This window comes from Tessaracoccus lapidicaptus, from assembly GCF_001693815.1.
Taxonomy (GTDB): domain Bacteria; phylum Actinomycetota; class Actinomycetes; order Propionibacteriales; family Propionibacteriaceae; genus Arachnia; species Arachnia lapidicapta.
The window spans coordinates 182,607-206,503 of sequence record NZ_MBQD01000020.1; the positions used below are offsets into that span (position 1 = coordinate 182,607).

A 23,897-nucleotide genomic window follows, 5' to 3' on the forward strand; every position below is an offset into this window, starting at 1 on the left:
GACCGCAGGGTCAGACGGGGTAGCCGTTCTCGGTCAGCCCGCGGTACCCGTCGAGCATCAGCGCGATCCGACGCGCCGACAGCTCGGTGACGTGCCGGGGCACGTCGTCGGGCTCGATCCAGTGGATGGCCTTGATCTCGCGGTCGTCGGTGCCGAGCTCGGCCGCCACCTCCGGCGGCAGCACGCCGCCGTCGAAGATGAACTCGACCGCGTCGGACCAACCCAGATAGGGCGGCATCCAGTCGATGAGCAGCGGCTGCCCGAACTCGACGGCGATGCCCAGCTCCTCGAGCGTCTCGCGGGCCCCGCCGTGCCGCGGGGGCTCGCCCGGCTCGACGATGCCGCCGGGCAGTTCCCAGTCCTGCTTGTAGGAGGTCTCCAGCAGCAGTACACGCCCCTCCTGGTCGCGGAACAGGGCGTGCGCGATGGTGCGCTTGGTGGGCAGGATCGAGTCCAGCACGCCCGAGAACCCGGTGGGGCCGTACACGGCGTCCACGGCCAGCCGCGAGTAGACGAGGATGTCGCGGAAGACGCCCGGCTCCGGCTCGAGGGCCGAGCGCAGGCGCCCCTCAAGGCGGAACCCGCAGCGGTGCAACGCCACGCGTGCGGCGGTGTCCCACTCGGGGAGCTCCACCTGGAGGCGCCGCAGGTCGTGGGCGAGGATCGCGTCGTCGGAGGCCAGCGACAGCGCGCGCTGCAGCGTCTCGACGTCGACCTCCTGCTCGTCCCAGCGCAGGGTGCCGACCCCCGAGGCGATGTCCACGGACACCTTGAAGTCGCTCACGCCGTCGACCGTACCCGGCGGCGCCGCGCCGGGCGACACCGGGGCGGGATCACTCCGCGGCGCGACGCAGCCAGATCGAGCCCAGCGGCGGCACCGTGACGCGGGCGCGCGCCGGGAAGTGGCCCCACGGCTCCTCGTGGGCCGTCACCTCGCCGAGGTTGCCGAACTCGCCGGAGCCGTCGTAGATCGGGGCGTCGGTGTTGAGGATCTCCTCCCACGCCCCGGCCTCGGGCAGGCCGATCTCGTAGTCGCGCAGCGGGTCCGGGGAGAAGTTGGTCACGCAGGCGATGTGGTTGCCCGACGCGTCGTGGCGCACCCACGACAGGGTGTTGCGCCCGTTGTCGTCGGCGTTGATCCAGGTGAAGCCCTCGGGCGAGTTGTCCAGCTCGTACAGCGGCGAGTTGGCGCGGTAGATGTGGTTGAGGTCGCGGAACAGGCGCTGCAGACCGCCGTGGCCCCACAGCTCGCTGACCCACCACTCCAGCGACACCGACTCGTTGAACTCCGGTCGCTGCCCGAACTCGCAGCCCATGAAGATCAGCTGCTTGCCGGGGAAGCTCCACATGTAGGAGTAGAAGGCGCGCAGCGTGGCGAACTTGCGCCAGTCGTCCTGCGGCACCTTATTGATCATGGAGCCCTTGCCGTGCACGACCTCGTCGTGGCTGATCGGCAGCACGAAGTTCTCCGAGTACGCGTAGACCATCGCGAAGGTGAGCAGGTTGTGCTCGTACTGCCGGTACACGGGATCCAGCTGCAGGTAGCGCAGCGAGTCGTTCATCCAGCCCATGTTCCACTTGAAGCCGAAGCCCAGGCCGCCCTCGTGCACCGGCTTGGTGACGCCGGCGAAGCTGGTCGACTCCTCGGCGATCATCACGACGCCCGGCTCCCGCTCGTACAGGTGGCGGTTGCAGTAGCGCAGGAAATCCATCGCCTCGAGGTTCTCGCGGCCGCCGAACTGGTTGGGCACCCACTGCCCGTCTTCACGGGAGTAGTCGAGGTAGAGCATGGAGGCGACGGCGTCCACGCGCAGGCCGTCGATGTGGAACTCCTGCGCCCAGTACAGCGCGTTGGACACGAGGAAGCTCTTCACCTCGTTGCGGCCGTAGTTGAAGATGTAGGTGCCCCAGTCCTGGTGCTCACCCTGGCGGGGGTCGGCGTGCTCGTAGAGCGCGGTGCCGTCGAAGCGGCCCAGCGCCCACTCGTCCTTGGGGAAGTGTCCCGGCACCCAGTCCATGATCACGCCGATGCCGGCCTGATGCAGGCGGTCGATGAGGTAGCGCAGGTCGTCGGGCTTGCCGAAGCGCGACGTGGGGGAGAAGTAGCCGGTCACCTGGTAACCCCAGCTGGGCTCGAACGGGTGTTCCGACAGCGGCATGAACTCGACGTGCGTGTAGCCCTGCCACTTGACGTAGCTGACCAGCTCCTCGGCGAGGTCCAGGTAGCTCTTGCCCTTGCGCCAGCCGCCGAGGTGCACCTCGTAGACGCTCATCGGCTCGGCGTGCGCCTGCGACGTGCGGCGCTTGGCCATCCATTCGTCGTCGGACCACAGGTAGCGCGACTCGTAGACGATCGACGCGTTCGCCGGCGCCTGTTCGCTGAACCGGGCCATGGGGTCGACCTTCTCGACCCACTGGCCGTCGCCGGTCTCGATCCGGTACTTGTACAGCGTGCCCTCGCCGAGGCCCTCGATGAACAGGCCCCAGATGCCGGAGCCAGGGATGAGTTCCATGGCGTCGCCGGTCCACCAGTTGAAGTCGCCGATGACATGCACCGACTTGGCGTTGGGCGCCCACACGGCGAAGCGGACGCCGGTGACCGGGCCGCGCTCGTCGTCGTCGATCGTCACCACGGTGCTGCCGAGCCGCTTCCACAGCTCGGTGTCGCCACCGCCGTGGAATCCCTCGAAGTCCCATCCGGTCAGTCCACCGAAGCGGTCGTGTGCCATGTCTCGACTCCTTAGGGTCACTATCTGTTTCGTCAATCTAGCGCGCCCGGGTGGGGCCGTGTGAGGCTGCGCGCCGACACGCTCCCGGGCTTGATGGGATGGTTATCGTTCCGTGACCAACGAGGCCAAGTGGGCCAGTGGCACGGTCAGGAGCTCCGGCCGGAACCGGGCCTCGTACACGGCCTCGTAGCCGGCCTTGTCCGTCTCGTACGCGGCCAGGACCGGGTCCTGAGCGTCGGTCGGGAGGCCGTAGCCGGCCAGGAATGCGGCGCGGCAGTCGGCCAGCCAGTCGGCGGACGCGTCGCCGGCGGCGCGCGCGTAGGCGAACGAGCGCAGCATGCCGGCCACGTCGCGCAGCGGGGAGTCCGGGCGGCGCCGCTCCTCCATGGACTTCAAGGGCTCGCCCTCGAAGTCGACGTAGCGCCAGCCGCCCTCCGACAGGAGGACCTGGCCGAGGTGGCAGTCGCCGTGGACCCGCTGGGCGGGCAACTCGTCGTCGGCGATTTCGGCGAACACCGCGTCGACCGCGTCGGCGAACGGCCGGACCTCCGGGACCTCGGCAGCGACGGTGGCGAACCGCTCGCGGGACTCGCGGGCCAGAGCGGCGCCGTCGATGGTCGCGGTGGGGAGCCGCTCGGCCAGCGTGTGATGCACCGTGGCCAGGGCCTCGCCCAGGGCGCGGGCGTGGCCGGTGAAGTCGCGGCCCTCGCGGGCGAAGTCGCAGGCCAGGACGTAGCCGTCGGTGGGGTCGTGCAGCGCCTCGAGGAACACCGCAAGGTCCGTGCCGTCCCACACCCACGCGCCGTAGAGCTCCGCCACGACACCGCTGCCGGCCAGGGCCTCATGCAACTCGACGTCGACGGAGCGGCCCGGTTCCAGACGGCGGAAGACCTTGACCAGGAGCTCGTCGCCGAAGAACACCGACGTGTTGGACTGCTCCCCGGCGTACCGGCGCGCGGGCAGGTCGGCGGGGACGTCGCGGTAGCGCTCGAAGCCGGGGGCGCCATCGTGCAGCGCCCGCAGCAGGACGCCGCCGTCGTCGCACGCGTCGACGGGCTCGCCGTCGCGGTAGAGCAACGGGACGTGGAACCGCTCGCGGTGCCCGTCGCCGAACTCGACGACGAGGACCGCGGGGCGCAGGTCCTCACCGGCCCAGGGACCGAGCTCAACGTCGACCGGCCGACCGCTGCGCCCGCTGAACCAGCGCGACGCGACGGCCAGGTCCCACAGCCGCCGGGTCAGGTCGGCGCTCATGGCGCCGTGACGTGGAAGACGTGCGCGGGCTTGCTCGGCCAGAGCCGCACCCAGGCGCGCTGCCCCCACACGTAGGACTCGCCGGTCAGCTCGTCGGTCACGCGGACCGAGTCGCCGCCCAGGCCGAGGGCGGCCAGGTCGAGCATGATGTCGGACTCGACGGTGTGGTCCGGGTCGAGCGAGCACACCACGAGCACCGTGTCGGCGCCGTCGTTCTTGGAGAACACGATGACCGAGTCGTGGGGCGCGTGGTGGAAGTGGATGTCGCGGAGCTGCTGCAGCGCCGGGTGCGCCTCGCGGATCTCGTTGAGTTTGCCCAGCAGCAGGTTGAGGTTGGGCTCGGCGTTGTAGTCGCGGGGCCGGAACTCGTACTTCTCGGAATCGAGGTACTCCTCCTTGCCGGCGGCGACGGGCAGGTGCTCGAACAGTTCGAAGCCCGAGTAGACGCCCCAGGTCGGCGACATCGTCGCGGCGAGGATCGCGCGGATCGAGAACGCCGCCGGGTTGCCCGACTGCAGGAAGAAGGGGTTGATGTCGGGCGTGTTGACGAAGAAGTTGGGCCGGTAGTACGACGCCATCTCCTGCGACAGCTCGGTCAAGTACTCGGTCAGTTCCCACTTGAGGTTGCGCCACGTGAAGTAGGTGTAGCTCTGCTGGAAGCCCACCTTGCCCAGCGCCGCCATCATCTGCGGCTTGGTGAACGCCTCGGCGAGGAAGATGACCTCCGGGTTGGTCTCGTGGACGCGCTCCAGCAGCCAGTCCCAGAACTCGACGGGCTTGGTGTGCGGGTTGTCGACGCGGAAGATCGTCACGCCGTGGTCGATCCAGAACCGGACGATCCGCAGCACCTCGTGGTAGAGCCCGGCCGGGTCGTTGTCGAAGTTCAGCGGGTAGATGTCCTGGTACTTCTTGGGCGGGTTCTCGGCGTAGGCGATGCTGCCGTCCATGCGGGTCGTGAACCACTCGGGATGCTCGGTCACCCACGGGTGGTCCGGCGACGCCTGCAGGGCCAGGTCCAGCGCCACCTCCAGCCCGAGCGAGCGGGCCTTGGCGACGAACGCGTCGAAGTCGTCGAAGTCGCCCAGGTCCGGGTGGATCGCGTCGTGCCCGCCGTCGGGCGAGCCGATCGCCCACGGCGAGCCGGGGTCCGCGTCGGAGGCGTCGAGGGAGTTGTTCTTCCCCTTGCGGTAGGCGCGGCCGATCGGGTGGATCGGGGGCAGGTAGGCGACGTCGAAGCCCATGGCGGCGGCCGCCTCGAGCCGCTCGAACGACGTGCGGAACGTGCCGGAGTGCCACTGGCCGTGCTCGTCCTGCCAGGCGCCCTGCGAGCGGGGGAAGAACTCGTACCACGACGAGTACAGCGCGCGGCGCCGCTCGACCCGGATCGGGTACTCCTGCGTCGGCGACACCAGCTCGCGGGGCCCGAAGCGGGCCATGGCGCGGGTGATGGGGGCCGAGGTGATGAGTTCGAGGATCTCGTCGACGTCGCCGTCGGCCCGCAGCGTTTCCGCGGCCCCGTGCAGCAGGCTCGCCGCGCCGGGGACCCGCATGAGCTCCGCCTGCTGGGCGGAGCGGGTCAGCAGGTCGCGGCCCTCCATGCACACCAGATCGACGTCATGGCCGATGGGGAGCTTGGCCTCGGCGTGGTGGCGCCAGGTGCCCCACGGGTCGCTCCAGCCCTCGACGCGGTACGTCCAGTCGCCCTCGGCGGCCATGCGGACGTGCGCCTGCCAGATGTCGAGGCCGTGCGGCTCGACCTGCTTCATGTCGATGCGGCGCTGCGTCCCGCCCGGCGAGGTCAGGATGACCGAGGCGTTGACGGAATCGTGGCCCTCGCGGAACACGTTGGCCTGGATGAGGATGCGTTCGTGGACCACCGCCTTGACGGGGTAGACCCCGCATTCGATGACGGGACTCACCCCCGTCACGGGGATCCGGCCGAGGCCGCCCTCGGTTCGAACGATGCGCTTGCTCATGGCTGGGATCTCCGCACTCACGGGCGCCAGCCTAGCCGTCCGCGCCGAACGCTGCGGAGCTCAGGACAACAGATCGATCGACGACGGCTCGGCCTCCGCCATCAGAGCCATCAGCTCCTTCGAGCTGGTGGGGACGTCGACGCGCATCACCACGACGGCGCGGGCCGGCATCTGGATCTCGGCGAGGGCCGGGAGGACGCCGTCGGGCAGTTCGTCGTCGTCGGCGCTGTGCCAGACGATCTCGTAGCCGAATCCCCAGGGCAGCGTCGGCAGCACCAGCGGGACGGGCTCGGCGCCGGAGTTGAACCAGGTGAGGAACGCCTCGCGCTCGTCGGAGACGTACATGCCGAGGAGTCGGCGGCCGCCGTCGTGCCAGGCGTCGGTGCTCATCTCCCCGAAGCGGCCGTCCATCCAGGTGAGGTCGACGCGCTGGAGGTTCTCGCCGTGCTCCGTGAGGACCTCGGCGTGGTAGGCGAAGTCCGTGGGGCGCAGGATCGCGTGGGTCTGCCGCAGCGCGATGAGGTCGGCGATGCGGGTCTGGACCCGCTGCCACTCCGGCGGCACGTCCCAGTTCACCCACGACAGCGGGGAGTCCTGGCAGTACGCGTTGTTGTTGCCCTTCTGGGTGCGGCCGAACTCGTCGCCCGCCGTGATCATGGGCGTGCCGGCGGCGAGGATCTGGGTGGCCATCAGGTTGAGGACCTGGCGACGCCGCAGCGCGTTGAGCTCGGGGTCCTCGGTGTCGCCCTCCCACCCGTGGTTCCACGAGCGGTTGTTGTCGGAGCCGTCGCGGTTGGCCTCACCGTTGTCGAGGTTGTGTTTGACGTCGTAGCTGACGAGGTCGCGCATCGTGAAGCCGTCGTGGGCGGTGATGAAGTTGATGCTCGACTGCGGCGAGCGGCCGGGGGCGTCGAAGATGTCGGGCGAGCCGGCCAGCCGCGTGGCCAGCTCCTGGACGCCGTGGACGGCGCCGCGCCAGTAGTCGCGGATGTGGTCGCGGAAGCGGTCGTTCCACTCGTGCCAACCCGGGCCCCAGGCGCCGACCTGGTAGCCGTACGGGCCGATGTCCCACGGCTCGGCGATCATCTTGATGCCGTCGAACGCGGGGTCGGCGGCCACGAGGGACTTGAAGGCGTGGTTCTGGTCGACGTGGTGGTGCTCGTCGCGGATGAGCGTGGTGGCCAGGTCGAAGCGGAAGCCGTCGACGCCCATGTCCTGGACCCAGTAGCGCATGGAGTCGAGCACCATCTGCAGCACCATGGGGTGGGCAGTGTTGACGGAGTTGCCGCAGCCGGTGACGTCGTAGTCGTCGCGCTTGTCGTTGGTCAGGCGGTAGTAGGACAGGTGGTCGATGCCGCGCATGGACAGCGTCGGGCCCTCGTGGCCGCCCTCGCCGGTGTGGTTGTAGACGACGTCGAGGATGACCTCGATGCCGGCCTCGTGGAGCCGCGACACCATGATCTTGAAGTCGGCCACCTGGTTGCCGACGGTGCCGCGTGTGGCGTAGTAGGCGTGCGGGGCGAAGAAGCCGAGCGAGTTGTAGCCCCAGTAGTTGCGCAGCCCCTTGAAGGCGACGAACGGCTCGGACACGAAGTGGTGGACCGGGAGCAGCTCCACCGCGGTGACGCCCAGGCGCAGCAGGTAGTCGATGACGGCCGGGTCCGCCATGCCCAGGTACGAGCCGCGCAGGTGCTCCGGCACCAGCGGGTGCAGCTTCGTGTAGCCGCGCAGGTGCGTCTCGTAGATGATCGTCTCCGACATCGGGCGGCGCCGGGCGATCGGGGTGGGCGGGGGAGAGTCCGCCACCACCACGCTGAGCGGCACGGCCCCGAACGAGTCGGTGCTCGACTTGGTGAACGGGTCGCCCGGCACGTGGTCGAGGATCGGGCCGCGGAAGTCGACGCCGCCGCTGATGGCCTTGGCGTACGGGTCTAGCAGGAGCCGCGCCGGGTTGAACCGGCTGCCCGACGACGGGTCCCACTCGCCGTGGACGCGGAAGCCGTAGTGTTGCTCGGGGCCCGTCTCGGGCACCTCGACGGTCCAGATCCCGTCCTCGTCCATCGTCATCTCGACGTTGTGCTGCCGGTTCAGCGGGTCGATGAGGGCGAGCTCGACGCGCTCGGCGCGCGGGGCCCACAGGCCGAAGCGGACGCCGGTGGCGGTGATGCGGGCGCCGAGAACGCTCGTATCAGGGATCGTCGGTGCAGTCATAGTCGGCTTTCGTGGATTCAGTGATGAATCGTTGGGCTGGGGCGGTTCATTCTGCCAGTAACTCGTGCAAAAGCCACAGTCGGCGCGTCGTGGGTGCGGGCGCCTGCCCTGTGCCGGGAACGGATCGCCCCGGGTATCGGCGCTGGTCGGGCCATACCCCGGGTAGCATGACGCCTGCCGATCCATTGTTCCGTCGCACCCGAGGTGGCCCTCGTGCAGTCCGTCTATCTCGATCACGCCGCGACCACTCCCATGCGGCCCGAGTCGTTGGAGGCGTTCGTCGCGGCCGCCGGCGTCGTCGGCAACGCGTCCTCACTGCACCGCTCCGGGCAGCGCGCGCGACGGGTGTTGGAGGAGGCGCGCGAGGAGCTGGCGGCCGCCGTCGGGGCGGACCCGGCCGAGGTGATCTTCACGTCCGGCGGCTCGGAGGCCGACAGCATCGCCGTGCTGGGGGGATGGGAGGCCGGTCGGGCGCGGGGACGGTCGCGGTGTCTGGTCTCCGCCGTCGAGCATCCCGCCGTAGGCGGTGCCGTGAAGCGCGGCGCGGAGGTCCTGCCGGTGGACCGTGACGGCCTAGTGGACCTTGAGGCAGCGCGGGCGATGATCGACGGCGACGTGGCGGTGGTCTCCGTCGTGGCCGTCAACAACGAGACGGGCGCGGTGCAGCCGGTGGGCGCCGTGCTGGAAATCGCCGCCGGGGCGGGGGCGTGGCTGCACAGCGATGCCGTGCAGGCCCTGGGGCACGTGCCGCTCGACTTCCGCGCCGACGGGGTCGACCTGGTGTCGTTGTCGGCCCACAAGGTCGGGGGGCCGGTGGGGATCGGGGCGCTGCTGGCGCGTCGGGAGGTGTCGCCGCGGCCGATCGGCCTCGGCGGTGGCCAGGAGCGCGAGGTGAGGTCGGGGACGCAGCCGGTGGCGCTGGCTTCGGCCTTCGCGCGGGCCGCGTCGCTCGCGGTGGGGGAGTTGGAGGCGGAGTCGACGCGGTTGCGAGGGCTCCGCGATCGGATCTCGGGGTTGGCGGTGTCGCTGGGGGCACGGCTCAACAGCCTGCCCGGCGGCGCGCCGCACATCGTCAACGTGACGTTCGACGGCGTCCGCGCGGACGACCTGCTGTTCTTGCTCGATCAGCGGGGTGTGCATGCCTCGGTTGGGAGCGCGTGCCGGGCGGGGGTGCATCAGCCGAGCGAGGTGCTGCTGGCGATGCGGCGGTCAGAGGCTGAGGCGGTGCAGTCGCTGCGGTTCTCGCTGGGCTGGACGACGACCGTGGCGGACATCGACGCGCTGGCGGCCGCGCTGCGGGAGTCGCTGGCGGTGGCCCGTACCGCCTTCTGAGCTCCAGGCGACCGGCGGGCATGCTGCCGGCCCCGCGGGCGGCGCCCGGCGGGGTCAACGGTGAGGAGGGGTCAGGCGGCGTGTGGCTCAGGCGGCCAACTCGGGCGGGGCGGTGAGCCTGATGGTGCCCAACGCGGTGACGAGGTACTCGTAGCCGGCGGGGGAGCGCCAGTGGTAGGTCCCTGGCTGCGGCTGGCAGACGTGCCATCCGCCGTGCGTCCGCGCCCGGTGGGGGTAGCGGGCGGTGGGGCCGAGGTTCTCCATCGACGTCTGCCCCGGCCCTCGATCCGTGCGGTAGGGCACGGTGTGGTCGAGGTCGCAGGCGCGGGCGACGCGTGAGCCGTACGGGAACACGTCGACGGGGTTGCGGAGCGTGAGCGCCAGCCGCATGAGGTCCGGCGGATCGTGCTGGTCGACGGGCTGGATCTCGTTCGCGTCCAAGACCGGGCGCACGGTGACGCGGGAGTCGGCCAGCAGCTCGCGGAGGCCGCTGATGTGCATCGCGCCCCATCCCTCCACGCGGGCGGTGCCGGTGGCGGTGCCGTCGGCCAGGTAGGTCTCCTGCGCCGCCTCCACGCCCGGCACAGAGTCTGCGGTGATGTGGACGACGAGCTGGTGAGACGGCAGAGACTCTTGGCCGAATGCGCCGCGGGCGAGGATGCCGACGGCGGCGGCGCGGCGTTGGTTCCAGCCGGTCCGCTGATCGACGTCCGCCGTGGCGGGCAGGTTCCGGGCGATGCTGGAGAGCGCATGGTCGAAAGCAGCGGCATCATCGGGGGTGAGCCGGCCCCACATGTCGACATGGCCGTCCTCGATCTCACCCAGCGTGACGTGGCGACTTGTGCGGGCCGAGGCCTCGCGCGCTATGGCGTTGGCGGGATCCGCGGCGATGATCCATCCGGGCAGCAGCCGAAGCGTCCGCTGCCAGGGCATCAGCGCCATCGCGTGGGCGAGCCGTCGATCGAGCGTGAGCGCTGCCTCGGCGCTGAGATGGACGGAACGGCGGGCGACGTCGACGGCCTGCCACCACCGGATGCGGCCGGCCAGGACCGCAGCCCACAGGGTGGGGAGGCGGTGGCGAACGTTGAGGACGTCACCGAGGCGGCCCACCGCCGCGCCGGGGGAGACCCCCAGCAGCGGGGCGATCTCCAGCGCGAGGAACTCGGCGACCGCGGGGGTCCCGTCGGCTCCTGGAGTCATGGTGTCCTCGAGGCCGACGGCGATGTCGTTCATGTCGACGTGGTAGGTGTCGATGAGGTGGGCCAGGGCGATGATCTCGGCGGTCTCGGCCGCGACCAGGTGCCGGTGGGCGTGGTCCAGCGCTGCCAAGGTGGTGGGCTCGGGCGGGGAGTGATCCATGGACGCCACACTAATCGCCCGCACTGACAATTTCGGAGTGTGATCGGAGCTCTTGTGACGGCTGCGTCTAGAGTGGGACGTCGCAAGCAGGAGGAAAGAATGCGCGTCTTGGTCGCCATGTCGGGCGGGGTGGATTCCGCCGTCGCCGCCGCGCGCCTCGTCGCCGACGGCCACGACGTGACCGGGGTGCACCTTGCACTGTCGAAGAACCCCGCCTCCTACCGCTCCGGCGCCCGCGGCTGCTGTTCGTTGGAGGACTCCCACGACGCCCGGCGTGTCGCTGACAAACTCGACATCCCCTTCTACGTGTGGGATTTCGCCGAGGAGTTCCGCGAGGCGGTCGTCGACGATTTCATCGCCGAGTACCGCGCCGGCCGCACGCCCAATCCCTGTCTGCGCTGCAACGAGAAGATCAAGTTCGCGGCTGTCCTGGACCGCGGGCTGGCGCTCGGCTTCGACGCGGTCGCGACGGGCCACTACGCCGACCTACGGCGTCACGGCGATGGGTCGGTGACGCTGCACCGGGCGGCCGACGCGGCGAAGGACCAGTCGTACGTCCTGGGGATGCTGACGCAGGACCAGCTGCGTCGCTGCGTGTTCCCGCTGTTCGACGTCGAGAAGCCGGTGGTCCGCGCCGAGGCGCAGGCGCTGGGCTTCGGTGTGGCGAAGAAGCCCGACAGTCACGACATCTGCTTCATCGCCGACGGTGACACACAGGGATTCCTGGCCCGCCACCTCGACGACGCCCCCGGGCCCATCGTCGACGACTCAGGAGAGGTCCTCGGCGAGCATCGCGGCACGCACCGGTACACGGTGGGGCAGCGCAAGGGCCTCGACCTGCGGGTGCCCGCGCCGACCGGTGAACCGCGGTACGTGCTGCGGATCGAGCCGGCGAGCCGGACGGTGGTCGTGGGGTCCCGCGACGACCTCGCCGTCACGGAACTCACCGGCATTCGGACCACGTGGACGGGATCGTCGGTCGAGGGTCCGTGGCGCGGCCAGGCCCAGTACCGGGCACACGGGACGCCGCAGTACGCCACCATCGAGGCCGTCGATGGTGGGCTGCGGGTCAGCCTGGACGAGCCGGCGCACGGAGTCGCTCCGGGACAGACGGTGGTCGTCTACGACGGGGACCGCTTGGTGGGCAGTGCTGTGATTGCCGGGGCCCGATGATGCGCATCACCGCAGCCGGTTCGTTGCCCGGGACGGACTTCCGTGGAGCCTTGACCGCGATGGCCGAGGCACTGCCGGACGTCTTGCCGTTCCCGGAGCTTCCCGCCCGTGGGGTCACCTCAGGCATGGTGGGTCGCGCTCTGGGACTCGTGGAAGGGCTGGGGTTCGACCTCCAGCCGGCCGGCTGGCGGCTGGTGCCCCACGCGGGCGCCGAGCACCGTCGGGCGAAGGCACAGTGGCGCAACGATCTCGACGACGCCGAGGAACTGCTGCAGGGGTTCGCGGGCGTGGTCAAGGTCGCGGTCGCGGGGCCGTGGACGCTGGCCGCGGCAGTCGAGCGGACGATGGGGGACCGGCTGCTGGCCGACCACGGTGCGCGCCGGGAGCTGGCCGAGGCGCTGCACGACGGCGTTACGCGGCTGAAGGATGACCTCACGAGACGGCTGCCAGGTCGCGAGGTGTGGCTTCAGGTGGATGAGCCGTCCCTGATTGCAGTGGCGGAGGGCCGGATCCCGACGGCGAGTGGGTTCAGCCGGCACAGGCGGGTCGACTCGTCGGAACTCGTCGCGGCGCTGCGTCCGATGGCCGACGGTGCATGGCTCCACTGCTGCGCCCCGGGGCGGTGGCTCGACGTCGCCCGCCGTGCGGGGTTCACCGGGGTCTCGGTCGACGCTTCACTGGTGGACCTCGACGAACTGGCCGAGTGGCGCGACGAGAAGCGGGGCCTCATCCTCGGCGTGGTGGACACGAGCCGCGGACCCCAGAACACGGACGAGTTGGTGCGCACTGCGCTGGGAATCCTGCGACAACTCCAGGTCGATGACCTCGACGGTGTCCTCCTCGGCACTGCCTGCGGCATGTCCGGCTGGCGGCGGGAGGACGTCGTGCCGCAGCTGCAGTCGTTGGGCAAGGCCGCGGAGCTGGTGGAAGAGGCGCTGGCCCGCGGCTGATCCTCGCCTAAGCTGATGGGGTGCGGATCTTCTCGAACCTGGACCTCAACGGCCATGCGCCTGTGCGCGCTCAGGTGGGCCGCGGGCCGTGGGGTCCTGTCGGGGTGCCGAGCACGCGGTGGAAGAAGGCTCAGCGGATACTGATCCCAGTCGCCGCGGTGGGCGTTGCTGTAGGGCTGTTCTTCCTGGGGCGCATGTTCTATCTCATCCTCACCGGCGCGTGAGAATCACCAGCCGAGGAGGATTGCCGCGAACGGGGAGATCATCACCAGCGGGCTGCTTCTGGTCACGAGGCGCGAGGTCGAGGGCCTGCGATGCCACGGTGATGTTCGGGTCTATTCCGAGAGCCGTGAGCTGGGGTGCCCATCGCGAGGTGAGGGTCGCGACGACCGTGCTGGTCGACTCGGTCCCAGGTGGGAGCGTGACGGTGAGCGTCGCGGTGGCGGACTGGAGCGCCGCGAGGAAGCGCCGCCCCCGCCTCGACGGCTCCATCGCCGTGCTGCATGAGGGCCGGATCGTCGACGAGTTCATCGTCGCCGGCCCCGACGCCGCGATCTCCCGCGGCGAGCTCAAGCTCAGGGCCCGCCGCCTCAAGGACGGCACCGTCGCGCTCAAGGGCCGCCACGGCCAGCAGAAGTTCGCCGCGACACTGGGCGACGGCGACACCACCCGCCTCACCGAGGCCACCGAACTGCGCTACACCGACCAGCGCACCCGCATGCTCCAGCTGATCAGCGACACCCACGCCACGACCGGGCAGCTGACAGGGCCCTAAGATGGGGCGCGCCGCGGCCGCGGCGACCGCCGACACCGAGGAGCACACCCGTGGGTATCACCGCCGACGACGTGGCCCGCCTGGGCGCGCTGGCGCGCATCCGGCTCACCGAGCAGGAGTGCCACGACCTGGCACCCGAGCTCAACGTCATCCTGGACTCCGTCCGCAGCGTCTCCGAGGTCGCCGGACCGGACGTGCCGATGGCCACCCACGCGATCCCACTGACCAACGTCTTCCGCGACGACGTCGTCACGCCGTCCCTCACCCAGGACCAGGCCCTCTCCGGCGCCCCGGACCAGGAAGACGGCCGCTTCCGCGTCCCACAGATCCTGGGGGAGGAGTGACCATGGACCCGCTGCTCACCAAGCCCGCGCACGAGCTGGCCGCCCTCATGGCCGACGGCGCCCTCACCTCCGAGGACCTCACCCGCGCCTGCCTCGCCCGCATCGAGGAACTCAACCCGACCCTCAACGTCTTCCTCTCCGTCGACGCCGAGGCCGCCCTCGAGGCCGCCCGTGGCATCGACGCCCGCCGCGCCGCCGGCGAGCAGCTCGGCCCGCTGGCCGGCATCCCCGTCGGGGTCAAGGACAACTTCTGCACCACCGACCACCCCACCACGTGCGGGTCGCGGATGCTCGACGGCTGGATCCCGCCGTACGACGCCACCGTCGTCGCCCGCCTCCGCGACGCCGGCCTCGTCATCGTCGGCAAGACCAACATGGACGAGTTCGCCATGGGGTCGTCGACGGAGACCTCCTTCTTCGGCCCCACCCGCAACCCGTGGGACCCGGACCGGATCCCCGGCGGTTCGGGCGGCGGCTCCGCCGCGGCCGTGGCGTCGTTCATGGTCCCGCTGGCGGTCGGCTCCGACACCGGCGGCTCCATCCGCCAGCCCGGCTCCGTCACCGGCACCGTCGGCGTCAAGCCCACCTACGGGGGAGTGTCCCGCTACGGCCTGGTCGCCATGGCCTCCAGCCTCGACCAGCCCGGCCCCTGCGCCCGCACCGCCCTCGACGCGGCCCTCCTGCAGCAGGTCATCGGCGGCTACGACGGCCACGACTCGGCGTCCATCAACCGCCCCGTCGCCGACCTCGCCGCCGCCGCGACCGCCCAGGACCTCGCCGGCCTCCGCGTCGGCGTCGTCACCGAGCTGGGTGGCGAGGGCTACGAGCCCGACGTGCTGGCCCGCTTCACCGAGGCCGTCGACCTGCTGCGCGCCGCCGGCGCCGAGGTCGTCGAGGTGTCCTGCCCCGCCTTCCGGTACGCGCTGCCCGCCTACTACCTCATCCAGCCCGCCGAGCTGTCGAGCAACCTCGCCCGCTTCGACGGCATGCGCTACGGCCTGCGCGCCGGCGACGACGGCGTCCGCTCCGCCGAAGAGGTGATGAACCTCACCCGCGACGAAGGCTTCGGCAAGGAGGCCAAGCGTCGCATCATCATCGGCACCTACGCGCTGTCGGCCGGCTACTACGACGCCTACTACGGCTCGGCCCAGAAGGTCCGCAGCCTCATCCAGGCCGACTTCGACCGCGCCTTCGAGTCCTGCGACGTGCTGGTCTCCCCGACGACGCCCACCGTCGCGTTCCGGATCGGGGAACGCACCGCCGACCCGATGGCCATGTACATGGCGGATCTGTGCACCATCCCGTCGAACATGGCCGGCAACGCGTCCGCCTCGTTCCCCGCCGGCCTCAGCAGCGACGGCCTCCCCGTCGGCCTGCAGGTCATGGCTCCGCCCATGGAGGACGCCCGCCTCTACCGCGTGGGCGGCGTCGTCGAACGCGCCCTCGATGAGCGCTGGGGCGGCCCGCTGCTCGCCCGCCTCGCTGACAAGGAGATCGCCCGATGACCGAGACGATTCCCTACGACGACCTCCTCACCCGCTACGAGCCCGTCCTCGGCCTCGAGGTGCACGTCGAGCTCAACACCAACTCCAAGATGTTCTGCGGCTGCCCCACCACGTTCGGCGGGGACCCCAACACGCAAGTCTGCCCGGTGTGCCTCGGGCTGCCCGGCTCGCTGCCGGTCATCAACGGCAAGGCCGTCGAGTCCGCCATCCGCATCGGGCTGGCGCTCAACTGCCGGATCGCGCAGTGGTGCCGCATGGCCCGGAAGAACTACTTCTACCCGGACATGACCAAGAACTTCCAGACCTCGCAGTACGACGAGCCCATCGCCTTCGACGGCTGGGTCGACGTCGAGGTCGACGGCGAGACCTACCGCGTCGAGATCGAACGCGCCCACATGGAGGAGGACGCCGGCAAGGCCCTCCACATGGGCGGCGCCACCGGCCGCATCCACGGCGCCGACTACTCGCTCATCGACTACAACCGCGCCGGCGTGCCGCTCATCGAGATCGTCACCCGCCCCGTCCGCGGCGCCGGGGCGAAGGCCCCGGAGGTGGCGCGCGCCTACGTCGCCCACCTCCGCGACCTCCTGCGTGCCCTCGGCGTGTCCGACGTGCGGATGGAGCAGGGGTCGCTGCGCTGCGACGCCAACGTCTCCCTCATGCCCATCGGCTCCGACGTCCTCGGCACCCGCACCGAGACCAAGAACGTCAACTCGCTGCGCTCCGTCGAGCGGGCCATCCGCTACGAGATGACCCGCCAGGCGGCCATCCTCGACGGCGGCGCCCGCGTCAAGCAGGAGACCCGGCACTTCCACGAGTCCGACGGCACCACGTCGCCAGGCCGCTCCAAGGAGGAGGCGGAGGACTACCGCTACTTCGCCGAGCCGGACCTCATGCCCATCGCCCCGTCCCGGGAGTGGGTCGAGGAGCTGCGCGCCACGCTGCCCGAGCCGCCGGCCGAGCACCGCCGTCGCCTGCAGACCGACTGGGGCTTCAGCGACATCGACTTCGGCAGCATCGTCTCCTCCGGGGCCCTCGGGCTCGTCGAGGCGACGGTGGCCGCCGGCGCCACCCCCGCCGCCGCCCGCAAGTGGTGGGTCACCGAACTGGCGCGGCGCGCCAACGAGGCCGGCGTCGAGCTCGACGAGCTGCCCATCACGCCCGCGCAGGTCGCGGCCGTGCAGGGGCTGGTCGACGCCGGCAAGGTCAACGACAAGCTCGCCCGCCAGGTCATCGAGGGCGTGCTCGCGGGCGAGGGCGAGCCCGCCGCCGTCGTCGCGGCCCGCGGCCTGGCCGTGGTGTCCGACGAAGGCGCGCTCACCGTCGCCGTCGACGAGGTCATCGCGGCGAACCCGGACGTCGCGGCGAAGATCCGCGACGGCAAGGTCGCGGCCGCCGGCGCCCTCATCGGGCAGGTCATGAAAGCCATGAAGGGCCAGGCCGACGCCGGCAAGGTCCGCGAGATGATCCTCGCGAAACTCACCTGAGGAGGGGCGATGTACCTGTTCCATGCCACCGTGACAGTCGCGGCCGGGACCGAGGAGGAGTTCGCGGCGGTGTGCGCCGCGAACAGCCGGGCGTCGCTGGAGGAGCCCGGCTGCCTGCGCTTCGAGGTCCTGCAGGACGCCGACGACCTGACGCGCTTCGTGCTCGTCGAGGCGTACCGGTCCGAGGACGACCTGGCGTCGCACAAGACGACTGACCACTACAAGGCCTGGGCGGAGGTCGCCAACCGCGTGCAGGTCGAGCCGCGGTCGAAGAGGGTGTACCGCCAGGTTGCTCCCTGACAGTTACGACCCTTCGAGACAGCCCGGCCGCTCCGCGGCTGGGGCCTCCTCAGGGAGCGGTGGGGGCCTCTGACAGTTACGACCCTTCGAGACGGCCCGGCCGCTTCGCGGCTGGGGCCTCCTCAGGGAGCGGGGGGCGGCTCGGCCTCCTCAGGGAGCGGTGGGCGCTGGGCCTCCTCAAGGATCGAATCGTCAGCCGAGGGAGGCCCAGGTCTGCGGGCCCACCACGCCGTCGGCCGTCAAGCCCTGGCTGCGCTGGAAGCTGCGCACGTTCGACTCCGTCGCCGGGCCGAACTGACCGTCCGCGGTCAGCCAGTAGCCGAACGCCATCAACCGCTCCTGCAGGTAGCGCACGTGCTCGCCGCTTGCCCCGCGACGCAACGTCGGCCGCGACTGCTGCGGCGGGACCGACGACCCACCGCCGGACTGGCCGCCGGTGCCCGGCTGCTCCCACCCGCCGTTCCAGCCGCCCGTCTGGCCACCGGTCTGCCCGCCCGTCTGGCCACCGGTCTGCCCGCCGGTCTGCCCGCCGGTCTGCCCGCCGGTCTGGCCACCCGTCTGTCCGCCGGATCCGCCCTCCAGCGCCGCCCAGGTCTGCGGACCCACGACGCCGTCGGCCACCAGCCCGTTCTTGCCCTGGAACGCCCGCACCGCGTTGGCGGTGGCGGGGCCGAACTTGCCGTCGACGCTGAGCCACGCCCCGTCGTCGACCAGCCTCTGCTGCAGGTAGCGCACATCCTCGCCGCTGTCGCCCTGGCGGAGCGTCCGACGCGGCGAGCCGGTCGAGCCCGTGCCCTGACCCCAGCCGCCCGGGTTCGCGGGCACCGACGCTGCGGGCGCCGTGACCGTGAACGGCCGCTGCGCCTGGAACGACGCCGACACCGTGCCGACGGTGTAGAAGTTCGGCACCTGGTCCATCGGCATGCGCCTGACGATCGCGGAGTGGAACGCGCGGTAATCGCCCGAGAACGACCCGTTGCCCCACGCCCGCAGCAACGTCTCGGTGAACAGCCCGTTGACGTCGCCGTCGCTGGAGAGCTGGTTGTCCTGGCAGCCCGAGATGAGGATCAGTTCGGCCGCGATGTCGGTGCTGCGGGTGGTCCCCGCGACCGCCTTCGCGACGGCGTACACCTCCCGCCGCCGGGCCGCGTCCGCGGCGGCGACGCTCGGCGCCATCATGCGGGGCCGGAGGTGGGGGACCTGCACGTCCTCGGGCCAGTACTCCTCGCCCAGCGGGTTGCGCAGCAGCGCCTCGCGCGTGGCGATGGCCAGGATGCTGCGGGCCACCGTGCCGGAGTGGCAGGAGTCCGACAGCACCACGATCCGCACCCCGGCGGGGAACTGCGACCACTTGAGGTACAGCTCGTCGTCGAGGACCTGCCTGTCATAGAGGCACCACGTCTCGTCGAGCGCGTCGTCCTCCTCTCCGGTGTAGTCGCGCATCTGGCCGCCGTGCCCGGAGAAGGACACGAACGCGATGTCGCCCGCGGTGGTTGACCTGGCCAGGCCGTCGAGCGCGCCGAGCACGGCGGTTGAGGTGGCCTGGTCATCGAGCAGTGTGCGCGTCTGGAAGCCCTGGTTGGAGGCCAGGCGCTCCATGTCGTTGGCGTCGTTCACGCAGCCCGCGAGCACCGCTGGCGCCGGGATGTAGCTGGCGGTGTCGACCACGTTGAGTCCGACGTGGAGGGAGTAACCGGTCATGGGAGTGGTCCTTTCGGGGAGTCTCAGGGCTGCGGGGTGGCGATGGGGACGAGGACGCCGCGGGTGCGGACCGGCCAGTCGACCGGGGCGGCGGCGGTGCGGGTGCCGTCGGCGGCGACGGCGGTGACCGTGAACGTGACCGCCGGGTCCGCGGCGTAGGTGGTCAGCGGCAGGACGAACTCGCGCTCGGCCTGGCGCCTGGTGGCGGTCAAGGTGACCGTGTCGGCGGCGGCCCCCAGGAACGTGGCGGCCACCTCCAGCCCGGCCAGTCCGGCGAGGCTGCCCGTGGCGACGAACGTCACACCCAGGTGAAGGTCCTCGATGTAGCTGCGGGTCTCGTCGAGCGTCTCGGTGCCCGGCTCGACGCTGTGGTCCAGCGACACCGGGTCCGGCGTCCCTGCCGGGAGTGCGACGGTGGCCTGCCCGCCGGGTGCCACCAGCACCGAGGGCGTCGCGACGACCGCGCCGTCGGCCGTGACCCGCGACACCGCCACCCTGCGGTCGAGGTGGTTGGTGAGCGTCAACTCGTCGCCGGAGCGCGTGGCCGTGACCGGCCCGCTTGCCGGGCCGACGACGCGGCTGAGGTCGAGGCGGAGCGTCGCGGTGGCCTGCTCGCCGCCGGGCAGCGTGTAGCGGGCCGATCCGACGAGGCCGCCGCGCTGCAGCAGCGCCCGCAGCGTCAGCAGGCCCGGGATGTCGGTGGTGAGCATGAACGTGAAGCCGGTGTCGACCTCCACGCACTCCACGGACGAGCCGCCCGGCACCGCCCACGTGATGTCCGGCGCCAGGCCGGCCTGCCAGGCGGTGACGAGTTCGACCGGCCGGGCGATCCGCCGGCGGAGTTCGCCGGCCAGCAGGTCCAGGTCCGCGGCGTCCAGCTCCGACTCCAGGGAGGCGGCGAGCACGCAGCGGATGTTGGTGGGGTTCTCGACGTCGATGGTGGAGGTGAGCAGCAGCGTCGGCTCGTACGCCCGCTCCGGGTCCTCGCCCGGATAGCGGCCGACGGCGAAGCGCTCCGGGATGACCAGGAACCGGCCCGGCTGCGTCAGCGAGCGGAACACGCGCACCCCCGAGACGGCCGTGACCGGCTCGGGCTGCCACGTGCGGTACTCCGTCTCGCCGAGGCGCAGCGCCGGGCGGCACCCGACGGCCTCCCACGCGTCGCCGGCCCGCTGCCGGTACAGCTGGGGGTGGTCGGCGCAGGCGACCAGCGCCGGCAGCCGGTGCACGGCGGTGGCGCTGACCTTGACGTGGTCCACCACCCGCAGGTCCGCCAGTTCCAGCCCCGCCGCCGCGATCGCCGGCGACAGCATCACCTGGGCCTTGGCCATGCCGAGCAGCTGGGTCGCGGCGAGGGGGCGGGCCACGTCGTCGCGGCGGCGCAGCGCGAGCAGCTTGCCGCCGGCGATGCGGTCCAGCGGCAGCCGGTTGATGGGCCGGTCCGCCCGCCATCCGCGGTGCGCCAACCCGATCTCCACGACCGCCGGCTCCGCCTGGAAACCCGGCGACGACAACGCCCCGTAGGCCAACCGCGCCCAGTTGTTCTGGAGCACGAACGTCGCGGTCACCTTGGAGCCCTCCGCGCCCAGCACGCCGCTGACGACGGTGCTGTTGGCGGTCACCACCTCGACGCGCGCGGCGCCCCCGGCGTCGCGGAACGGGATCGCCAGCCCCACCTGGGGAGTGCAGTGGACCGGCTTCAGGGTGGGTCGGCCCGCCTGTTCCCACGCGTCGAGCGTCGCCCGGGAGGGCCCGGCGGCGATCGTCACGACCACGGTCGCCTCGACCGCGGGGGAGCCGTCGGCCTGATGCCCGGCCGACACGAGGTCGAAGCGGAACGGGGAGGAGTCGGGGTCCTGGCCTGCGGCGGGCTGCACGAGGGTCAGCTCCGGTAGGTACCAGCGGTCGTCGTTGCGTCGGTCGCTCAGCAGCGGCTGGCCCGTCAGCACCGGCCCCGTCTCCAGGGGCCGTAGGGGAGTGGCCAACAGGGCTTCGGCGGCCAGGATGGGCTTGATGTCGGCGAACTGCGGCCGGACGGCGGCCAGCTGCGGCCGCACGGCGAGTGCGAGGGGGACCGCCGCGCCGGCGCGCAGCAGCATGGTCTCCTTCGCGCCGCCGCGGGTCCTGACCGCCCGGGGCCGGAACACGTCCGCCACCGAGCCGCCCTCTGCCGTGACCAGCCGCACGCACCCGTCGCTCTCGGCCAGCAGCGGGGAGAGCAGGTCGGCCAGTGGCCGCCGCCACCGGCCGGACGCACCGTCGGTGCGCTGCGCGGTGATGAGCAGGTCAGGGCCTCCCTCGCCGCGGGCGAGCGCGGCGAGGAGGTCGCGGGCCTCGTCCGCCCCGACCGTCGCGGCCAGTGCCGCGGTGCCGAACGGGCCCTCCGCACGGGAGCGCACCGGATCGGCCAGCTCCAGCGCGAACTCCACCCACGCCAGGTCCTCCAGCCCCGCTCTCAACTCCACCGCGAGTGTGGCGCTCAGCACCAGCTCCGCGATGTGCTCGTGAGGGGCCGGGGTGCGGCTCAGGAGGAACGTCAGCGAGCACAAAGGCTCGCCGGCGGGGCCCCGTCGGACCTCGGCGATGCTGGCCATGGCGGCTGCCCGTCTCAGAGTGGGTAGGAGAGGAACGAGGTGGGGGTCTCGCGCGTCCCGCGGGTCGCGGCTGGCTCGGCGTCGACCTCGTCGGTCTCCCCGGGCTCATCGGCGACGGCGTAGGCGGGCTCGTCACTCCACCCGTCGAGCTCCCGGACCGGTGGGGCCGCGAGCTCGCGCAGCCGGCGCACCCGCTCGTCGCTCAGCGACCGCGTCACGACGCCCTCGGCGTCCGGCGGCGGCACATCGACGATGAGCGGCCCGTTGCCGTTGGCGCGCGTCCACGGACCCGTCCAGCTCTGCCCCTTGCGGAACAGGGTGCCCTTGACGGTCGCGGTCACCTGGTAGCGGTAGAACGGCAGCATCTCCGGATCCCCCGAGAACACCGTCCAGCTGCGGTCCAGGTCGAGGTCGTCGAAGCCCCAGCGGAACCTGACCGGCGGCATGCCGAGTGGCTCGTAGTTCTCGTCCGTGGCCTCCATCACCACCTCGACGGTCTGCGACTTGTCCTCGAGCATGACGCCCAGGCCGATGGGACCCACCGCGATGCGCCCGGCGTTGTCGGCCCGCACCTCGAGCGTCGTGTCGTTGAGCAGCGTCCCGTTGGGCTCGGGGTCGAGGTCGATGACGTTGCGTTCGATCTGGACGCGGTGGTACGGATCGAGCGTCTCGCTCTGCGGCTCGGCGAGGTGCACCTTGCGCTTGACGTAGGTCATGTCCGGCGTCCACTCGGCCGGCGCGTTGCTGACGTCGCCGGCGACCTTCTTGGCGGTCTGGAACTTCCACGTCGGGTCGTTGCCGTCACCGCCGGTGAAGCTGTGGCCCTGCCAGTTGAGCTCGCCAGTGGTGTTCGGGTAGCCGATCTGGACCGACAGGAACTGCACCGTCTTGTCGTCCCAGCTCGCGACGGGACGCACGACGCGCGCCAGGCGCTGCGGCCAGTCGTCGAGGTAGACGGTGAGGAAGTACTTGCGCTCCGCCTCGGGATCGGCCTTGATCTCGTCGGCCATGCCCGCCAGCGAGCTGGAGACCGTGTGGTCCTGCAGATAGGCGAACTGGCGGGTCTCCTCGTAGTGCAGGTCGAGGTGCGTCTCGTCGCGGCGGTACTTGAGCGACAGCCCCACACCCCAGGGCGAGAAGAACGAGCTGCCCGACGACGCCTGCGCGGCCTCCACCTGGGGCTGCGGCGGGTCGAAGATGACCTTCTGCGCCATCTCCATGAACTTGTTGAACACCAGCTCCGAGCGCTCGTCCATCCGGCGGGCGATCTCGTCGGCGCCCGGCAGCGTGGTGTCGACCTTGACGTCGACCTTGATGGTGCCGGACTTGCGCATGTTGTTGAACTCGGCCTGCGCGTCGACCTTGGCCCACAGGTAGCGCCCGGACGCCGCGGCCGAGAAGTGCGTGAAGATCGAGTCCCAGTTGCCGTCGATCTTGATGGTGCACACCGGGGACCAGACCTTGAGCTTGAAGTTCTGGATGACGATGAGCGGGCTGGCGGTGCCGTGGAAGGCCGCCCACGCGATCGCGGCCGGGTACTTGCCCAGCAGGCCGGAGAAGGCGTGCGTGCCGGTGGGATCGATCGAGCCGCTTCCCTGGCCCTGCATCATGCAGTACCACGGGTCGAGGTTGTTGTCGGTGGCGCCGGGCTCCGGGTCGCGTGTGAGGGCGCGGCTGCGCGGCATGCCGACGGTGCGGAATCCGCGCGTGACGCCGCGCGTGTTCTGGTCCGCGACCGGGAAGCCCTGCGCGGTCGGCGACATGTTGGACACCGACGTCGTGGTCTGGGCGATGATGGCCGGCCGGAACATCGGCGGCTTGCGTGCGGCCTTGATGCCCCAGAACACGTCCTCCGAGCCGCTGAACCGCGCCGTGATGTCCGCCTCCGCCTGGCGCCTGGTCTGTTCGGGGAGCGCGCCTGTGACGGAGAAGGTGAGCATGCCGCCCGCGACGTCCCCGCCGCCGCCGATGACGCCCTCGCCGCCGGTCCCGGCGAACCGCACGAGGTTGAACAGGTAGTCGCCCTTGTCGGGGCCCTGTTTGCGGGCCATCCGGATGCGGTTGGGGATGTAGTAGAACACCGGCGCCTCGCCCTGGGCGATCAGCTCGCGGTTGTTGACGTCGGGCAGGTAGAGCACGTCGTACCCGTCCTTGGTGATCGGTTGGGTGCCGCCGGCGTAGGTGGGACCCATTGCCTGGACCATGGT

The 23,897-nt window shown here is 71.2% G+C and carries 18 protein-coding genes; 9 read left to right on the forward strand and 9 right to left on the reverse strand.

The features are described 5' to 3' along the window. Positions 1-10: 10 nt before the first annotated feature. The 5 genes from BCR15_RS06165 to glgX all read right to left on the reverse strand — a co-directional run bounded on the left by BCR15_RS06165 (position 11) and on the right by glgX (position 8,170). The gene (locus BCR15_RS06165; protein ID WP_068751313.1) at positions 11-784 is read right to left on the reverse strand and encodes an NUDIX hydrolase; all 774 of its coding nucleotides are present in this window, start codon (positions 782-784) and stop codon (positions 11-13) included. 49 nt (positions 785-833) lie between these two features. Further along, a complete protein-coding gene (gene glgB, locus BCR15_RS06170) occupies positions 834-2,729 on the reverse strand; it encodes a 1,4-alpha-glucan branching protein GlgB (protein WP_068751314.1) in 1,896 nt (631 codons plus the stop codon). A 102-nt stretch (positions 2,730-2,831) separates the two neighbouring features. Continuing rightward, complete coding sequence (locus BCR15_RS06175; protein ID WP_068751315.1) at positions 2,832-3,983, reverse strand: phosphotransferase; 1,152 nt, start codon at positions 3,981-3,983, stop codon at positions 2,832-2,834. Continuing rightward, complete coding sequence (locus tag BCR15_RS06180; protein ID WP_078919576.1) at positions 3,980-5,959, reverse strand: alpha-1,4-glucan--maltose-1-phosphate maltosyltransferase; 1,980 nt, start codon at positions 5,957-5,959, stop codon at positions 3,980-3,982. The genes BCR15_RS06175 and BCR15_RS06180 overlap by 4 nt, the downstream gene beginning before the upstream one ends. A 60-nt stretch (positions 5,960-6,019) precedes the next feature. Then, positions 6,020-8,170 (reverse strand): glycogen debranching protein GlgX, encoded by a 2,151-nt coding sequence (gene glgX / locus BCR15_RS06185; RefSeq protein ID WP_068751317.1) that lies wholly within the window; start codon positions 8,168-8,170, stop codon positions 6,020-6,022. Positions 8,171-8,383: 213 nt separating this feature from the next. Here glgX and BCR15_RS06190 point away from each other — a divergent pair, with 213 nt between their 5' ends. Further along, positions 8,384-9,502 (forward strand): cysteine desulfurase family protein, encoded by a 1,119-nt coding sequence (locus BCR15_RS06190; protein ID WP_228383411.1) that lies wholly within the window; start codon positions 8,384-8,386, stop codon positions 9,500-9,502. An 87-nt stretch (positions 9,503-9,589) separates the two neighbouring features. On the opposite strand, the gene BCR15_RS06195 is transcribed toward BCR15_RS06190, so the two are convergent. Further along, complete coding sequence (locus BCR15_RS06195; RefSeq protein WP_068751318.1) at positions 9,590-10,861, reverse strand: DUF222 domain-containing protein; 1,272 nt, start codon at positions 10,859-10,861, stop codon at positions 9,590-9,592. Positions 10,862-10,960: 99 nt separating this feature from the next. Here BCR15_RS06195 and mnmA point away from each other — a divergent pair, with 99 nt between their 5' ends. The 8 genes from mnmA to BCR15_RS06235 all read left to right on the forward strand — a co-directional run bounded on the left by mnmA (position 10,961) and on the right by BCR15_RS06235 (position 17,395). After that, a complete protein-coding gene (mnmA, locus tag BCR15_RS06200; protein WP_068751319.1) occupies positions 10,961-12,034 on the forward strand; it encodes a tRNA 2-thiouridine(34) synthase MnmA in 1,074 nt (357 codons plus the stop codon). 59 nt (positions 12,035-12,093) lie between these two features. Continuing rightward, the gene (locus BCR15_RS06205) at positions 12,094-12,984 is read left to right on the forward strand and encodes a uroporphyrinogen decarboxylase/cobalamine-independent methonine synthase family protein (protein WP_078919575.1); all 891 of its coding nucleotides are present in this window, start codon (positions 12,094-12,096) and stop codon (positions 12,982-12,984) included. Between the two features lie 20 nt (positions 12,985-13,004). Then, positions 13,005-13,208 carry a hypothetical protein gene (locus tag BCR15_RS06210; protein ID WP_068751320.1) on the forward strand — a complete coding sequence of 68 codons (204 nt, stop codon included), beginning with the start codon at positions 13,005-13,007 and terminating at the stop codon, positions 13,206-13,208. Positions 13,209-13,357: 149 nt separating this feature from the next. Continuing rightward, positions 13,358-13,759 (forward strand): hypothetical protein, encoded by a 402-nt coding sequence (locus tag BCR15_RS06215; RefSeq protein ID WP_176715195.1) that lies wholly within the window; start codon positions 13,358-13,360, stop codon positions 13,757-13,759. Positions 13,760-13,809: 50 nt separating this feature from the next. Continuing rightward, a complete protein-coding gene (gene gatC, locus BCR15_RS06220) occupies positions 13,810-14,103 on the forward strand; it encodes an Asp-tRNA(Asn)/Glu-tRNA(Gln) amidotransferase subunit GatC (protein ID WP_068751322.1) in 294 nt (97 codons plus the stop codon). Positions 14,104-14,105: 2 nt separating this feature from the next. Next, positions 14,106-15,608, forward strand: a complete 1,503-nt coding sequence (gene gatA / locus BCR15_RS06225) for an Asp-tRNA(Asn)/Glu-tRNA(Gln) amidotransferase subunit GatA (protein WP_068751323.1) — start codon at positions 14,106-14,108, stop codon at positions 15,606-15,608. Next, positions 15,605-17,095, forward strand: a complete 1,491-nt coding sequence (gene gatB / locus BCR15_RS06230) for an Asp-tRNA(Asn)/Glu-tRNA(Gln) amidotransferase subunit GatB (protein ID WP_068751324.1) — start codon at positions 15,605-15,607, stop codon at positions 17,093-17,095. The genes gatA and gatB overlap by 4 nt, the downstream gene beginning before the upstream one ends. A gap of 9 nt (positions 17,096-17,104) precedes the next feature. Beyond that, a complete protein-coding gene (locus tag BCR15_RS06235; protein WP_068751325.1) occupies positions 17,105-17,395 on the forward strand; it encodes a putative quinol monooxygenase in 291 nt (96 codons plus the stop codon). 192 nt (positions 17,396-17,587) lie between these two features. Here BCR15_RS06235 and BCR15_RS14600 read toward each other — a convergent pair whose 3' ends face one another. From BCR15_RS14600 to BCR15_RS06250, 3 genes are read right to left on the reverse strand one after another with little or no spacing between them, the layout of a single operon-like run. After that, on the reverse strand, positions 17,588-19,096 hold the full coding sequence (locus BCR15_RS14600; protein WP_068751326.1) for a peptidoglycan-binding protein: 1,509 nt from the start codon (positions 19,094-19,096) through the stop codon (positions 17,588-17,590). A 23-nt stretch (positions 19,097-19,119) separates the two neighbouring features. Beyond that, on the reverse strand, positions 19,120-21,690 hold the full coding sequence (locus tag BCR15_RS06245) for a hypothetical protein (protein WP_068751327.1): 2,571 nt from the start codon (positions 21,688-21,690) through the stop codon (positions 19,120-19,122). Positions 21,691-21,704: 14 nt separating this feature from the next. Then, positions 21,705-23,894 (reverse strand): hypothetical protein, encoded by a 2,190-nt coding sequence (locus BCR15_RS06250; protein WP_068751328.1) that lies wholly within the window; start codon positions 23,892-23,894, stop codon positions 21,705-21,707. Positions 23,895-23,897 lie beyond the last annotated feature (3 nt).

Bases quoted from the DNA above. Each gene is read 5' to 3' on its own strand.
- gatB (WP_068751324.1), top strand. From the start codon at position 15,605: ATGACCGAGACGATTCCCTACGACGACCTCCTCACCCGCTACGAGCCC.
- BCR15_RS06205 (WP_078919575.1), top strand. From the start codon at position 12,094: ATGGCCGAGGCACTGCCGGACGTCTTGCCGTTCCCGGAGCTTCCCGCC.
- BCR15_RS06175 (WP_068751315.1), bottom strand. From the start codon at position 3,983: ATGAGCGCCGACCTGACCCGGCGGCTGTGGGACCTGGCCGTCGCGTCG.
- glgB (WP_068751314.1), bottom strand. From the start codon at position 2,729: ATGGCACACGACCGCTTCGGTGGACTGACCGGATGGGACTTCGAGGGA.
- glgX (WP_068751317.1), bottom strand. From the start codon at position 8,170: ATGACTGCACCGACGATCCCTGATACGAGCGTTCTCGGCGCCCGCATC.
- BCR15_RS14600 (WP_068751326.1), bottom strand. From the start codon at position 19,096: ATGACCGGTTACTCCCTCCACGTCGGACTCAACGTGGTCGACACCGCC.
- BCR15_RS06245 (WP_068751327.1), bottom strand. From the start codon at position 21,690: ATGGCCAGCATCGCCGAGGTCCGACGGGGCCCCGCCGGCGAGCCTTTG.
- BCR15_RS06195 (WP_068751318.1), bottom strand. From the start codon at position 10,861: ATGGATCACTCCCCGCCCGAGCCCACCACCTTGGCAGCGCTGGACCAC.
- BCR15_RS06250 (WP_068751328.1), bottom strand. From the start codon at position 23,894: ATGGTCCAGGCAATGGGTCCCACCTACGCCGGCGGCACCCAACCGATC.
- mnmA (WP_068751319.1), top strand. From the start codon at position 10,961: ATGCGCGTCTTGGTCGCCATGTCGGGCGGGGTGGATTCCGCCGTCGCC.
- gatA (WP_068751323.1), top strand. From the start codon at position 14,106: ATGGACCCGCTGCTCACCAAGCCCGCGCACGAGCTGGCCGCCCTCATG.
- BCR15_RS06235 (WP_068751325.1), top strand. From the start codon at position 17,105: ATGTACCTGTTCCATGCCACCGTGACAGTCGCGGCCGGGACCGAGGAG.
- BCR15_RS06180 (WP_078919576.1), bottom strand. From the start codon at position 5,959: ATGAGCAAGCGCATCGTTCGAACCGAGGGCGGCCTCGGCCGGATCCCC.